Source organism: Chitinophaga sp., from assembly GCF_039596155.1.
Taxonomy (GTDB): Bacteria; Bacteroidota; Bacteroidia; order Chitinophagales; family Chitinophagaceae; genus Chitinophaga.
In genome coordinates this window covers 85,293-100,722 of sequence record NZ_JBCNKF010000010.1, presented here as the reverse complement: position 1 = coordinate 100,722, position 15,430 = coordinate 85,293, and the positions used below count along the sequence as shown (strand labels likewise).

The following is a 15,430-nucleotide window of genomic DNA, read 5'->3' as shown; positions in this document are numbered from 1 at the left end:
ATGCATCATTGGAGGGAGGAGATCCAATAAAATGATGCCTCCCTGTCAGTTTTGCGCTCCCTGGGAAAAAATAATAAATATTTTCTTTAGTTTGCCCCTATTATGCGACACATCATCCCTATTTTATTGCTGTACCTGAGCATGTTTTCAACCAATTGCCTTGCCCAATCCTCCGCTACTGACCCTACCGGCACCAACACCGTCTATTATAGTAACCCGGCAAACAGACCCACATTCCCCGGCGGCGAAAATGGGTTGACGAAGTACCTCAGGAAGAACTTACAATATCCACAGGAAGCACTGGAATCAGGTATTGAAGGCACTGTCACTGTTCAGTTCACCATCAACGAAGATGGCACCATCAGCCATGTTACCACTATCAGTCCCAAGCTGGGCGGGCACCTGGAAATGGAAGCCATTCGCCTCATCAGGTCTATGCCTAACTGGAAGCCCGCGATAGAAAATGGGAAACCAGTACCTGCAGAATGTAATATTCCAATAATATTTAGTCTCAAAGCGTACTACGCTAAAAAGAGAAAAGTATATCCCATGTTCTAAATAAAACATGTATGAAATGCGCTAACGCGCATGAAAATTATTGTCAAAAAAAAGAGGCGGGTCAATCGACCCGCCTCTTTTTTGAATAATATACTTAGTGATAGATAAACTCACCTTTTTCACTCCTCACCGTCACCTGCTTCTTCGCTGCTGCCTCTACCCTTCCTACTATCTTCGCTTCTATATTAAAGCTTTCACTGATCTTAATAATATCCGCTGCAATTGCTTCAGGTACATACAGTTCCATTCTATGTCCCATATTAAATACCTGATACATCTCCTTCCAGCCAGTACCTGATTGCTCCTGAATCAGACTAAACAACGGCGGGATCGGGAACAGGTTATCCTTAATCACATGTACATTGTCAACGAAGTGCAACACCTTTGTTTGCGCCCCACCACTACAATGTACCAGGCCATGGATCTGTGAACGATAACCTTCCAGCACTTTCTTGATCACCGGTGCATAAGTACGGGTTGGAGACAATACCAGTTTACCCGCATCAATGCTACCAAAGCCAGGTACCTCCACTTTGTCTGTCAGTGCTTTCTTACCACTGAAGATCAGGTTATAAGGAATACCCGGATCATAGCTCTCAGGGTATTTTTCTGCTACACTTTTATTGAATACATCATGACGGGCAGAAGTCAGACCATTACTACCCATCCCACCATTGTAAGCGGATTCATAAGAAGCCTGACCATAAGAAGCCAAACCCACAATCACATCTCCTGCCTGGATAGTGTGATTAGAGATCACTTCCTCTCTCTTCATACGGCAGGTCACAGTAGAATCTACGATGATGGTACGTACCAGATCTCCTACATCCGCCGTTTCTCCGCCGGTAGAGAAAATGCTGATACCATAGCTTCTCAGTTCTTCCAGAATTTCTTCCGTACCATTGATAATGGCAGCGATCACCTCTCCCGGAATCAGTTGTTTATTACGACCAATGGTAGAAGACAGCAGGATATTTTCAGTAGCACCTACGCACAGCAGGTCATCAATGTTCATGATAATAGCATCCTGTGCAATACCTCTCCATACCGAAAGATCACCTGTTTCTTTCCAGTAAGTATAAGCCAGAGAAGATTTGGTGCCGGCACCATCGGCATGCATGATATTACAATAGTCTGCCTGTCCGCCGAGAATATCGGGTACAATTTTACAGAACGCCTTTGGAAACAAGCCCTTGTCAATGTTCTTTATGGCATTGTGCACGTCTTCTTTTCCAGCTGAAACACCGCGCTGGGCGTAGATATTCTGATCCACCGGTTAATTTTAAAATGATTAATCAAAGTGCAAAAGTAACGGATTCCCCCTTCCCGCGCAAACCATTCACTTTCAGTTCCTGGCTCACAGGCAGTTTATGCACAAAGAAGGGTGATGTGGCCTTTGGCCTGCCTGTACGTTCGGGAGAAATTCAAAAAGGGCCGCAATGCAAGGGAATAATCAAATTGGACCGCCGTCATACAATCAATTATATCTAAATGTTGTAATTTGCATAGAATATTTATATCGAAGGCGTATTATGCTCATACACAGGGACCTCACCCAATTGCCAGCTTTTAAGCGGGCAGTTATTACCATCGGAACATTTGACGGCGTTCATACCGGGCACCGCCACATCATTCGGCAACTACAACAGGCTGCTGAAGCCTGTGATGGTGAGACAGTGATTGTCACATTTGACCCTCATCCCAGAGAAGTGCTGCAACCCGGTAGTAACCAGGTTCGCCTTCTCACCACTTTAGACGAAAAGATTGCTTTACTGGCTATACAGGGGATCGACCACCTGGTGATCGTGCCATTTACCCGCGAATTCTCTGAACGCTCTGCACAAGCCTACCTGGAGGACTTCCTGATAGAAAGGTTCAATCCACATACTATCATTATTGGCTACGACCACCGTTTTGGGCATAACCGTGAAGGAGGCCTGGAACTGCTGGAAGCAGAACAGACCCGTTACGGGTTTAGCCTGATTGAAATTCCGCAGCAGGTCGTACATGATCTCACTGTAAGTTCTACCAAGATCCGGAAGAGTTTGCAGGAAGGGAATGTACATCTGGCAAATGAGTTACTTGGTTATCAGTATTTTCTGGAAGGTACGGTCGTACATGGAGATAAAATGGGAAGAAAACTGGGATACCCAACGGCAAATATCCAGCTTCCTGATCCGCGTAAACTGATCCCTGCGCAGGGCATCTATGCAATCCGGGTGCATACGAAGGGAGACGTGCAACCGTTGAATGGGGTGATGAGTATTGGTACCCGTCCTACTTTCAACGGGAATGATTTACGGTTGGAGGCACATATTTTTGATTGGAAAGGAGATCTCTATGACCAGGTAATCAAGGTGGAAATGATTAATTATATACGTGCGAATCAGAAGTTTGATAATGTGGAGGCTCTGATTGCACAAATGGATAAAGACAGTGCGCAGGCAAGAGCTCTGCTGGCATAAGCTATAAAAACAGGAACGCTTTTACTGAAAGTAAAAGCGTTCCTGTTTTAGGCCCGGTCCTGCGATACTTCATGCTATAGCCCTAATTCATTATCTTATAAGCGAGTTCCTTCATCAACTCTCCATCCTCTACCCCGCTATCATTAATTCCTATACTACGCAAATTATAATGATGCAATAACAGGATGGCCTTCTCTGTACCCTCTACTCCATACTGCCTTGCTGCAGCCATATAATCCTTCACAAAAAAAGGATGTACGCCCAGCGCCGCCGCAATTTCCTTCTCCCCTCCTTTCACGCCAAAGATCTGGCTCATCTTGCTAAAGAAATTATACAATGCCGGCAATACCATCTGTATAGGTCCTGCCTTGGGATTCGCCGCAAAATATTGGATGATACGCATCACCTTACCCATATCTTTCTGCCCGATAGCATTCTGTAATTCAAATACATTGTATTCCTTACTGATGCCCACATACTTTTCAATATCATTCTCATCGATCTTCTTATCAGGAGGCAGGTTCACCAACAATTTCTCTATCTCGTTCGCCATCCTCGAGAGGTCATTACCAATATGATCTACCAGCAGAATACCCGCTTTTTGCGAAATTGCCCTTCCCAGTCCACTCACAAAAGCCTCTACCCAGCCGGGCAACTGATTATCATACATCTTCTTGGTACTAAGTAGCACTCCTCTCTCTTTAATCAGTTTGGCCATCTTACTACGACCATCGATCTTTCCCTGCTTATGTGCCACCACGAAAATGGTGGATTCCAGTGGCTTATCGATATAAGCTTCCAGTTTCAGGATATCTTTCATCGCCTGCGCTTCTTTCAGCACCACTACCTGCCTTTCTGCAAACATGGGATAACGCCTGCAGGCATTGATCACCGCACTCCAGGAAGTTTCTTTTCCATATAAGATGGTGAGGTTAAATCCCTTCTCCGATTCATCCAGCAGGTGATGTTCTGCATAATTAGTCACCTGATCGATAAAGAAGTCTTCTTCTCCCTCCAGCCAGTATAAGGACTTGAATTTCTTTTGTTTCCAGTCTTTTATTATATCCTGATAATCCATGCCCTAAATTATTTAATATATACGACATCCCCATCTTCCATAAGGGGAACTCCCTTGAACCGCATGAGGAGCTGACCGACTGCGACCACATCTTTCTGACAATAGGTAACAATCCTCTCCAAACCATTGGGTTCTTCATAATATACCCTGGCTACCATACTCCCATCAATATCATCTTTGGGTGTAGGAATGCCAAGTATAGCTGTTAATAACTTCAGGGATGTATAATTTTTAAAGTCGCCAAAGCGCCATAACTGCATCGTATCCAACATAGGTACCTCCCATGGTTTGAGATTATGCAGCTGTAAAGCCGGCGGCAAAGATAACAGGTTGATCACAGATCGCCTGCAAATAAAAGGAATATCAAATTCTTTGATGTTATGGCCAGCAAACTGGAATTTCGGGTTTTTTATATAAAATTTATTCACCAATTCTAAAAAACTGCTTAATAAAACCTTTTCATCGTCATGATAAATTGATTTGATTCGCAATTGATAACGACCATTTTCTACGGTAAAAAACCCAACCGAAATACAAACAATCTTCCCGAATTCGGCAAAGATCCCCGCCCTGTCAGCGTATAGCTCCTCTCCTTCGGCTGAATCTGGCGCAGTTTTTGCAATTTTGTCAAGCCAAAGCATTTGCATGTTTTCCGGAAGACAGTCGAAAGCCTTGACAGCAGGTGTTGTCTCAATGTCGAGCAGTAATAATTGATCTAATGCGATATTCGGTAACACAGTTGAAAAACAGTTTATAAATTTTTATAATTAAAGTATTTTTAACGCTTACATTTGTATAATCAGTTTTAACCATATAACAATTAAACTTAAATAAATAAAACGACTATGACTGAGAACACATTTAACAAACCTGCTTCGGGCTCTCCCGGATCTGAAAAACCAAGAAGCCGTAATGGATTGATATATGGTATTTTGATAGCAGCATTAGCCGGTACCTGGATCTACATGCTGTATGACAAAAATAAAACCAGCGATACGATCGCACAACAAGGTGCCCAGATAGATTCCATTTCTTCTTCACGGGATGCACTGCAGCAGGAATATAATGCAGCCAACGCACGCCTGGATGACCTGATTTCCCAGAACAGCCGCATGGATAGTCTGGTGAAAACAAAAGATAAGGAAATTGCAGACATGAAAGCAAGAATCCAGGGCATTTTGACTAACAAAAATGCTACGCAATCTCAGTTGGCTGAAGCTCGTCGTCTGATCGAACAACTGAAAGGCAACATCAGCTCTTATCAGGAAACTATCGAAAAACTGGAAGGCGAGAAACTGGTACTGACCGACGAGCGTAACTCCGCACGTCGTGAAAGAGACTCGGTGGGTACTATCAAAGATAGCCTGAACAGGAAAGTAAGTCTTGGTTCGGTATTACACGCCTCTAACATTCACTTACAGCCAATCATGCTGAAAAAGAATGGTAAAGAAGTAGAAACAACCAAGGCAAAACGCGCTGATATGATGCGTGTAACTTTTGACCTGGATGAGAATAGAATCGCTCCAACCGGTGACAAAGAACTGTATGTGGCAATCACCGCACCTGATGGCACGCCGCTGGCTGTTGAAGCACTGGGCTCCGGCAGGTTTACACTGGATGATGGCACAGAAAAACTGTATACTGCAAAGAAAACTGTAGCCTATACATTAGGTCAGAAACAAACCGTAGTAATGGACTGGAAACAAAACTCCGATTTCAAACCCGGTGATTACACCGTTGAAATCTACCATGATGGTTTCAAAATCGGTCAGGGTAAAGTAACGCTGAAGAAAGGCGGATTGTTCTAGTAGTTTTCTTCTATATATTATTAAATTAATCCCGGTGTCTTTTGATACCGGGATTTTTTTTTGCAATCATAAAGGTAGTAGTCCTTTCAAAAGTTAACATAACCATCATTTTGTTAATGATTAGTTATTTGGAAAAATACATATATAATATTCTAATTAAATCCCCCATCTTTGCACTGATCTTTTATGGTATAGATGGAAACCCATGACCCTAAAGGTTGCAATTTCATGTGAAAACCGGGGAATGCATAATCTTGCATCACCATGTGTCCCCCTCGCTATCTTATAATGTATGTTATTGGGATTGAGTTCAACTAACAGTGTTAAAATACAGGAAACGATTATGCAGGAAAACACGAAGCAGGTGTACGTTGTAGACGATGATGAGATCTTCCATTTCATCCTGAAAAAGATGTTGGAACAACAAACCGACAATCTCGAGATCACCAGCTTCCTCTGCGCAGAAGATGCGCTGGCTCAGTTACAGGACCAGCCGCAATATTTACTGCCTTCCTTAATCATCCTGGACATGAACATGCAACGTATGAATGGCTGGGACTTCATAGAAGCCTATAAAACGATCAAACCAAGCCTCAGCCAGCATATTCCCATCATCATGTGCTCTTCATCTATGGACATGCGGGATATGCAGAAAGTACAACGTACACCGGAACTAATGGCCTACATTACCAAGCCTTTAGACCCGATGAAGATGAAAGTGATCACCGATGTACTTGCCTGAGCACCTGAACCAGATTATGGAATGGACAATACAATAAAAAAACGCCGGCGTTCTGCCGGCGTTTCTGTTTATAACCTATTATGATTAAGCTAATTGTACCTTACCACCATACATTTCTTCTCTCATCGCTTTCACTCTCTCATCTGCCAGGTATTCATCGAAGGTCATCAGCCTGTCAATCACACCCTTAGGCGTAATCTCGATGATACGGTTCGCAACGGACTGCATGAAGGTATGGTCATGGGTGGTGAACAATACCACCCCCTTGAAGTTGATCATACTTTCGTTGAATGACTGGATACTTTCCAGATCCAGGTGGTTGGTAGGCTCATCCAGTATCACTACGTTAGGATCCTGCAGCATCATACGGCTGGTCATACAACGTACTTTTTCACCACCACTCAGTACACTGGTCTTCTTCATGATCTCATCGCCACTGAAAAGCATCTTACCCAGGAAACCACGCAGGAACGGCTCATCCACATCTGTTACATGTGGTGGTACATACTGGCGCAGCCAATCCATCAGGTTAATGTTGGTATCAGTAAAGAACTGGGCGTTATCATTTGGCAGATAAGCAGTCGTTACCGTGGTACCCCACTCATATTTACCGCTATCAGCTGTATCTTCCCCGTTTATGATTTCGAAGAACGTGCTCAGTGCTACGTGATCCTTAGACAGGAAAGCGATCTTATCACCCTTGTTCACGGTAAAGGTCACATCACCAAATAGCTTGTTGCCTTCGATCGATTTTTCCAGTTTCTCAACGTTCAGGATCTGGTTACCTACCTCACGTTGCTGCTTGAAGATAATACCCGGGTACTTACGGTTAGAAGGCTGAATGTCTTCAATAACCAGTTTTTCCAGGGCTTTCTTACGGGAGGTCGCCTGTTTACTCTTGGAAGCGTTCGCACTGAATCGGGCAATGAAGTCCATCAGGTCTTTACGCTTATCTTCCATTTTCTTGTTCTTATCCGCAATCTGGCGCGCCATCAGCTGAGAAGACTCGTACCAGAAGGTATAGTTACCAGAGAAGATTTGGATCTTGGCACGGTCTACGTCTGCTACGTGGGTACATACAGCATCCAGGAAGTGACGGTCGTGCGATACCACAATCACAATGTTTTCGTAATCTGCCAGGAAATTCTCCAACCAACCGATGGTTTCCACATCCAGGTGGTTGGTAGGCTCATCCAGCAGCAGGATGTCCGGGTTGCCAAACAGTGCCTGTGCCAGCAGTACACGTACTTTTAAGCTACCACTCAGGTCCTTCATCTGAACTGCATGCAGATCTGCGCTTACACCCAGATCGCCCAGCAGGGTTCCGGCATCACTCTCAGCAGTATAACCGCCCATTTCACCGTATTCAGCTTCCAGCTCACCCGCACGCATACCATCCTCTTCGGTAAAGTCTTCTTTAGCATAGATACTGTCTCTTTCATGAGCGATCTCCCAAAGCTTCTTATTACCCATTAATACGGTATTCAATACAGTCACCTCGTCAAACTCAAAGTGGTTCTGTTTCAGTACGGACATGCGCTCACCAGGGGTGATTTCCACAGATCCTTTGGTAGGGTCTATCTCACCTGAAAGGATCTTCAGGAAAGTCGACTTACCGGCACCATTTGCACCGATTACACCATAACAGTTGCCTTTGGTAAAGTTGAGGTTAACTTCATCAAACAACACTCTTTTTCCAAAAGAAAGCGATACGTTTTTAACACTGATCATGCTGGCTAAAGAAATTTAAGGCGCAAAGTTACGAAAAAATATACGGTTTCAATATTTTATCACATTAATCGAAAATTAAGCCGGCCCGGGGCCAACACCCCGAATCCAGCGGCTTTGGCTGTTGGTTGCACACATCACCCCCCGCAATTTTTCTTCTCATGCTAATACCTTAATTTTAACCCTTGCATTGATCCACTTTTAATCACTTTCGCCATGACCAAGTACAACGAGATTTTTGAGAACAACAGGCGTTGGATAGCCTCTAAAACAGCTACCGACAAGGAATTTTTTGAAAAATTGGCAAACGAACAGCGTCCGGATTATCTCTACATAGGTTGTAGCGATAGCCGGGTACCTACAAACGAAATCATGGGACTGGATGCCGGTGAAGTATTTGTTCACAGAAACATTGCCAACCTGGTCAATAACACCGACCTGAATGTGATGGCAGTGATCAATTATGCCGTTCGTCACCTGCAGGTAAAGCACATCGTCGTATGTGGCCATTACAACTGCGGAGGCGTTAAAGCCGCCATGCAGCCTGCTGACCTGGGCCTGCTCAATCCATGGTTGCGTAACATCCGCGATGTATACCGCCTGCACAAAGATGAGCTGAACGCTATTCACGATGAACATGAACGCTATAACCGGCTGGTAGAACTGAATGTACAGGAGCAATGCGTGAATGTTATCAAAACTGCCGCAGTACAACAATCTTACCTCCAGAACCAGTTCCCGACCGTCCACGGCTGGGTATACGACCTGCGTAATGGAGAATTGAAAGACCTGGCGATTGATTTTGAAAGAGTCCTGCACGAAATTCAGGAGATATACGACCTGACAGGTGAAGGATTGATGAAAAAATAAAGAAATGACAACTGGTCCAATCGGCGTATTCGACTCCGGCTATGGAGGACTCACGGTGCTCAAAGAGATCATCGCCTCCCTGCCTCAATACGATTATATCTATCTGGGCGACAACGCCCGTGCCCCCTATGGCAACAGAGGATTTGAAACCATCCATACCTATACACTGGAATGTGTACAGCACCTTTTTGACATGGGCTGTCCTTTGGTAGTATTAGCCTGTAATACGGCTTCTGCAAAGGCCCTCCGCACCATTCAGCAAAAAGACCTGCCGAACATTGCACCCGATCGCAGGGTGCTGGGCGTGATAAGACCTACCACCGAAATGGTGGGAACACTCACCCAGACCGGCGAAGTAGGTATCCTGGCTACAAAAGGTACGGTGAGTTCAGAATCGTACCCCATCGAGATCAAAAAGTTCTTTCCACATGTGAAAGTACATCAGCTGGCTTGCCCCATGTGGGTACCTTTGATTGAAAATGGAGAAGCAGACAGCGAAGGCGCTGATTATTTTGTAAAGAAATACCTGGATCAGATCCTGACCGATGCACCAGATATCGATACGCTGGTTTTAGCGTGCACACATTATCCGCTCCTGACAAAAAAGATAAAACAGTTCTTACCAGGTGGTATCACTTTGCTATCTCAGGGGAAAATAGTGGCACACAGCCTGAAAGACTATCTGATCAGGCATCCTGAAATGGAAACGAGACTCAGTAAAAATGGTAACCGCAGATTCTTTACTACAGATGATCCGGTTATCTTTGAAAAACTGACAAACATCTTCTTCGGGGAAACAGTAAAGACCGAATTCCTGGGATGACAATAGCACGCCTGCGTTGGAAAGAGAATGCAGGCGCGCTTTTTCAATAACTGACATACATCGGCCCCTTTTTTTCTGATGGCATTAGTTATCTTACATTTTTTCAACGTCATTCTTAAAAAAGAGCCGGCTCAGGGGGAGATAGCCAGCTTTTATAAATGATACACCAAAATTATCTTTTTCCGTCGTTCTTACCTCGCAGATCGGGGCACTTCAGGTTGTAAACCGGTTGAAGCAGATTTCAGAAAATTTTTGTTCAGCAAAAAAAACTGCCATTGGATGCTGCAATAGACAAAGACTTATTATTGCTGATAGCACAGGGAAATGAAGAAGCCTTCAGACAGCTATTTAATGCGTATTTGCCAAAAATAACCGGTTACCTGAATCCTATTATCAAATTTCCCGCCGTTGCAGAAGAAGTTGCCATGGATGTTCTGACCAAGATCTGGTTAGCACGCGACATGCTGCCACAGGTGCAAAATATCGACGCGTTTTTCTTCAGGATAGCGAAGAACAAAGCGATCGATTATCTCCGCTCCGTTGCCAATAAGCCTGAAATACAGGATGAAACCTGGATACACTCACAGGAACTCACAGAATCTGAAATGGCAGATTATCAATTATGCCAGCGTGAATTCACTACCGCTTTAATGAATGCCATCAATCTACTGTCTCCCCAGCGCAAAAAAATATTCCTGCTGAGCAGGGAAGCAGGAATGACCCATGAACAAATCAGTAAACTGACCGGACTATCCAAAGCTACTATTAACAATCACCTGACTGACGCACAAAAATTTCTCCGCACCCACCTCTTACAACAGGTGGATCTTATCACACTCCTGATCTTTTTACATAAAATCCATTAATTTTTAAATTCCATTAGTTATCACGCTTCTTTTCTCCGTCATTATAGGTAGAGCGTTTTGTTTTTAATTAAGATGTAAATGGAAAGATCAACCAAAAATCTATTGGACGCCTTTATTCATGGTAACCTGACAAAAGAAGAGTGGGACAAGCTATTGCAGGATATCAGGGATAACCGCGAAACATTTTCTGCGCTGGATGAATGGTGGCCGGATGCCGTTGCCGATATGCCCGATAGCCGGAAGGAATTACTGTTCAATCAATTGATGCATACCGTACAGGAAACAGCAGGCAGCCGCCGCAAAAGACCTTTGCGTAACCGGCGTATCCGCCAGGCTATCGTATGGGGCGTGCCTTTTGTACTACTTATAGTATTGATATTCAGCTATCATCGTAAACAATCAGGTTTACCCAATATTGCCCTGCAGGCAAATGACCTGCTGCCTGGTAAAGCCAATGTAATCCTCACTCTCTCTGATGGCAGTGAGGTAAAACTTTCGGAGAACCAGCACCTGCAACTCTCAGATGGCAACAACTCCATTGTTGCATTGCCAGATGGCACACTCCGTTATGCACCTGCCTCAGCAAACTATACTTCCGGCACCGCGGCCATGCATACGTTGCAAACAAAGGCCGGTAACAAATACCGCGTCATACTCGCAGATGGGACAATCGTATGGTTGAATAATGCTTCTTCCCTCCGGTACCCCGTGCGGTTCACCGGCAAAACACGTGAAGTGATGTTAACCGGAGAAGCTTATTTTGAAATTGCTACAGATGCAAGGCATCCCTTTGTTGTGAAAACAGGACACCAAAATGTCGAAGTATTAGGCACGCATTTTAACATCAATGCATACCACAGTGAGGATAGTATCGTCACTACCCTACTGGAAGGAAAAATCAGGGTATACGATACACGCAAACCTATGCAGGCACTGGTTGTTCATCCCAGCCAGCAGGCGGTATTCCAGGATCAGCGCATCAGCGTTACCACCACCACCGCAGATACCTCTCTGGCTGTAGGATGGAAAAATGGACTCTTCAGCTTTGATAACACACCTGTAAAAGATGCCCTGGAAGAAATAGCCAGGTGGTACAACGCTGACATACGTTTCGAAGGATCTATTCCTGATAAACGCATCAGTGGACAAATACATCGCAATATCAGGTTATCACAATTACGTGAATTACTACGCTACGACGGGATTGATTTCTATGTAGAAGATCAGACCATCGTTGTACCTGCACAATAATCAACCAACCATTATTTAAGCTTTCATGAAATTTCTGCTCTTCTCCTGTGCCTGCATTGCAGGCCTGCTATTCAGTACATGCATCCAGGCACAGAACGTGACACTGCATTTACATCAGACTACGCTGCCTAAAGTGCTTTCCGAGGTTTCCAGGCAAACCGGTTATACGTTTGTCTATGACCCGCACGAAATGGATAAGAAAATTTTCGACATAGATGTTAACGAGACGCCATTGACCGGTGTTCTCCAGTATTGTCAGAAGTTCGTTCCTATTCAATACAAAATCATAGACAAAAATGTGGTGATAAAACTCTCCACTCCCCCACCGGGACAAAGATTTACCTTCTCCGCACACATTACCGACGAGGAGGACCGCCCCATACCAGAAGTATTCGTTTATATACCGCGATTGCAGAAGTTCTTAATGGCTGACAAACAGGGAGCCATTACGATACCCGATATTGAGGCAGGCGATTCCATACAGCTGAACTATATGGGATACGATCAATTGATCTCCGTTATCAGTCAGCCCGAAATGAAGTTCAAAATGTCTACCGCGGATAATGCACTGGATGAAGTAGTCGTTCTTGCTTACGGTCAAACAGTTAACAAACGGCTCAATACCGGTGCCAGCGTTAAAATCACCGCAAAAGACATTGAAAAAACAGCTACAATGGATCCATTACAGGCACTATCCGGCCGTGTACCGGGATTAGTGGTTACCCCCAGTAGCGGGCTCGCAGGTGCATATTCCACGATTAACATCCGTGGCGTTAATTCCATGGGACTCACCAATAACGGGACCTATAGCGTAACAGCTCCATTATTTATTATTGATGGTATCCCGTTTAATAACAATTCCCTTTCCAACATCTCTACAGCTACCTATAGTGAAAGCCCCTTCAAATCGATTGATCCATCTTCGATTGAAAGTATCCAGGTACTAAAGGATGCAGATGCGACGGCTATATATGGCGCCAGAGGAGCCAATGGAGTCATCCTGATCACCACCAAAAAAAATACAGGAAGCGGGCTGCAATTTTCACTGGATGCGGCTACTACCATGCAGAAAATACCCAAACATGTACCCATGCTTGACATTTCGCATTACAGGGCCATGCGCAGACAAGGCTTTGCCAATGATGGTGTGGACATAGACAGTACAAATGCACCCGACCTCTTGTTGTGGGATTCTACCATTAACCATGACTGGCAAAAAGAATATTTTAACAAAGCGGCCCTCATGCACAATGTACAGTTTTCTGTAGGTGCCGGCGGCAATTACAACAGCTTCCGGCTGGCTGCCGGGTATGGCTCACAATCTACTATCTACAATAGCCGGTCAGGACTGCGCAAAGGGAATTTCTCCTTCTCCGGAAATCATACCTCCAAAGATGGGAAGCTGCAAACAAATGTGATCCTTGGTTATTCAACGGACCACAATGATGTAATTCCCATGTCTCTTACCAGCTTTATCGCATTACCTCCCAATTTCAGTCTTTACAATGCTGACGGCAGCCTTAACTGGTCTCTTGCCAATACCGCAGGTAACCCTATTGCTGGTCAGCAAAGTACCTTCTACAATCAAACAAAATCGTTCACCAGCAGCGTCAATACCAGCTACCTGCTTGGTAAGGGCTGGGAAGCTAAAATCACTGCCGGTTACAATCGCATGCAGCTAAATGAATTTGGGAAAAATCCACTGGCGTCACAGCCCCCCGGCAGCACGGCTCTGGCTAATGCACAAAAAGGCAATAATGTAACCTATACACTCAATATTGAACCTCAGTTAACATATACCTTCACCACCGGCAAAAACCATTTCGATGTGCTGTTGGGAGGGACTTATATGAGAACACTTCATGAAATGAAATCACAATATGCCACCGGGTTCACGAAAGATGAGGATCTCACCGACTTTTCAAAAGCCCAGGCTGTCAACTACTATTATTCTGAAGGCACCTATAAGTTCCTGAGTGGTTTTACCCGCATCTCCTATAACTATGACGAGAAATATGTACTGAACCTCACCGGGCGCCGGGACGGCTCCTCCCGCTTCGGACCCGGTAGAAAATACGGTAACTTCGGTTCTGTCGGCGCTGCATGGAACTTCTCCGCAGAGCCCTTTTTTAAATGGATGAAGCCAGCGATCAGTTTTGCTAAACTGAGAGCCAGCTACGGTATTACCGGTAGTGATGCCATTGGCGATTATCAGTATTTTGTCAATTACGTCCTTTCACAATCACCTTACGAGAATGTTCAGGGCTATCATGCGAACAACCTGTTCAATGATAAATACCAGTGGGAAACTACCCGTAAAATTGACGTCGGACTGGAACTGGGTGCCTGGAAAGATAGAGTATCACTGACATTGGATTATTATCGCAACAGGTCAGGGAACCAGCTGGTCGCATATACCCTCCCATCATTCGTCGGCAATGACAATGTAGCCGCCAATCTAAATGCCCTGATTGAAAATTCCGGTGTTGAAATGACTTTCCAGGTAGATCCTGTAAGGAAGAAAAATTTCAGCTGGACCAGTAGCTTTAATATATCCATTGCCCGGAATAGACTCGTCGCTTTTCCCGGGCTTGAAAACTCTCCCTACCGTTCACAGTTCTTTCTCAATAAGTCGATCTCTGCCATCCTCGGTTACAGGAACGCCCACGTAAATCCCGCAGATGGTACTGTGATTGTTGACGATGTGAATAAAGACGGTGTGATTTCACCTGACTATGATTATACCTACCTGGGATCATCTCTGCCGCATTATACTGGAGGAATAGATAACAAGTTCACCTACAAGAACCTGACACTTGATATTTTCCTGAGCTTTAAGCACCAGGACTATGCACAGTTCTACGAGTTCAAACCCGGTTCTATCTACAACCAGCCAGCCATTATATATGGTAACGTATGGGAGCAACCAGGTGACGTAAAAAGATTCCCCAAAGCATCTGCTACCGGTAGTAACGATGCCAGCTTCTACTATTTCAATAATTCTCTTGCGGCCTACTACTCCGGTAGTTACCTCCGCATATCAAGCGTTTCGGCCAACTACCTGCTACCTGAGAAATGGTTCAAAAAATGTCGCATTACCCGGTTAAATGTTTATGCGATGGTGAACAACCTCTGGACGTTTACTTCCAACCCGGGCTTCGATCCTGAAACAGGCATGAATATGCCGAATTTAAGGGCATTCACTTTAGGTATCAGATCTGCATTTTAAACCAGCATTATT

Annotated in this window: 13 protein-coding genes; 9 read left to right on the top strand and 4 right to left on the bottom strand. The window is 44.6% G+C overall.

Features of this window, described 5'->3' with window-relative positions:
- Positions 1 to 102 precede the first annotated feature (102 nt).
- Complete coding sequence (locus ABDW33_RS12095) at positions 103 to 558, top strand: energy transducer TonB (RefSeq protein WP_343690324.1); 456 nt, start codon at positions 103 to 105, stop codon at positions 556 to 558.
- A 94-nt stretch (positions 559 to 652) separates the two neighbouring features.
- Here the strand turns inward: ABDW33_RS12095 and ABDW33_RS12090 are convergent, their stop codons facing one another.
- Positions 653 to 1,831 (bottom strand): AIR synthase related protein, encoded by a 1,179-nt coding sequence (locus ABDW33_RS12090; protein ID WP_343690323.1) that lies wholly within the window; start codon positions 1,829 to 1,831, stop codon positions 653 to 655.
- A 259-nt stretch (positions 1,832 to 2,090) separates the two neighbouring features.
- Between ABDW33_RS12090 and ABDW33_RS12085 the strand changes: the two genes are divergently transcribed.
- Positions 2,091 to 3,023, top strand: a complete 933-nt coding sequence (locus tag ABDW33_RS12085) for a bifunctional riboflavin kinase/FAD synthetase (protein WP_343690322.1) — start codon at positions 2,091 to 2,093, stop codon at positions 3,021 to 3,023.
- An 82-nt stretch (positions 3,024 to 3,105) separates the two neighbouring features.
- Here ABDW33_RS12085 and holA read toward each other — a convergent pair whose 3' ends face one another.
- Both holA and ABDW33_RS12075 read right to left on the bottom strand, forming a co-directional pair.
- Positions 3,106 to 4,101: a DNA polymerase III subunit delta gene (holA, locus tag ABDW33_RS12080; protein WP_343690321.1), complete on the bottom strand. Its 996-nt coding sequence runs from the start codon at positions 4,099 to 4,101 to the stop codon at positions 3,106 to 3,108.
- An 8-nt stretch (positions 4,102 to 4,109) separates the two neighbouring features.
- Complete coding sequence (locus ABDW33_RS12075) at positions 4,110 to 4,838, bottom strand: ribonuclease H-like domain-containing protein (protein ID WP_343690320.1); 729 nt, start codon at positions 4,836 to 4,838, stop codon at positions 4,110 to 4,112.
- Positions 4,839 to 4,946: 108 nt separating this feature from the next.
- Between ABDW33_RS12075 and ABDW33_RS12070 the strand changes: the two genes are divergently transcribed.
- A complete protein-coding gene (locus ABDW33_RS12070) occupies positions 4,947 to 5,909 on the top strand; it encodes a hypothetical protein (RefSeq protein ID WP_343690319.1) in 963 nt (320 codons plus the stop codon).
- A 343-nt stretch (positions 5,910 to 6,252) separates the two neighbouring features.
- On the top strand, positions 6,253 to 6,651 hold the full coding sequence (locus ABDW33_RS12065) for a response regulator (RefSeq protein ID WP_343690318.1): 399 nt from the start codon (positions 6,253 to 6,255) through the stop codon (positions 6,649 to 6,651).
- 84 nt (positions 6,652 to 6,735) lie between these two features.
- Here the strand turns inward: ABDW33_RS12065 and ABDW33_RS12060 are convergent, their stop codons facing one another.
- Positions 6,736 to 8,382 (bottom strand): ATP-binding cassette domain-containing protein, encoded by a 1,647-nt coding sequence (locus ABDW33_RS12060; RefSeq protein ID WP_343690317.1) that lies wholly within the window; start codon positions 8,380 to 8,382, stop codon positions 6,736 to 6,738.
- A gap of 213 nt (positions 8,383 to 8,595) precedes the next feature.
- Here ABDW33_RS12060 and ABDW33_RS12055 point away from each other — a divergent pair, with 213 nt between their 5' ends.
- The 5 genes from ABDW33_RS12055 to ABDW33_RS12035 all read left to right on the top strand — a co-directional run bounded on the left by ABDW33_RS12055 (position 8,596) and on the right by ABDW33_RS12035 (position 15,418).
- Complete coding sequence (locus ABDW33_RS12055; protein ID WP_343690316.1) at positions 8,596 to 9,249, top strand: carbonic anhydrase; 654 nt, start codon at positions 8,596 to 8,598, stop codon at positions 9,247 to 9,249.
- A 4-nt stretch (positions 9,250 to 9,253) separates the two neighbouring features.
- A complete protein-coding gene (gene murI / locus ABDW33_RS12050; RefSeq protein ID WP_343690315.1) occupies positions 9,254 to 10,072 on the top strand; it encodes a glutamate racemase in 819 nt (272 codons plus the stop codon).
- A gap of 275 nt (positions 10,073 to 10,347) precedes the next feature.
- On the top strand, positions 10,348 to 10,938 hold the full coding sequence (locus ABDW33_RS12045; RefSeq protein WP_343690314.1) for an RNA polymerase sigma-70 factor: 591 nt from the start codon (positions 10,348 to 10,350) through the stop codon (positions 10,936 to 10,938).
- A gap of 78 nt (positions 10,939 to 11,016) precedes the next feature.
- Complete coding sequence (locus ABDW33_RS12040) at positions 11,017 to 12,189, top strand: FecR domain-containing protein (protein ID WP_343690313.1); 1,173 nt, start codon at positions 11,017 to 11,019, stop codon at positions 12,187 to 12,189.
- 25 nt (positions 12,190 to 12,214) lie between these two features.
- A complete protein-coding gene (locus ABDW33_RS12035) occupies positions 12,215 to 15,418 on the top strand; it encodes a SusC/RagA family TonB-linked outer membrane protein (protein WP_343690312.1) in 3,204 nt (1,067 codons plus the stop codon).
- The last annotated feature ends 12 nt before the right edge of the window (positions 15,419 to 15,430 follow it).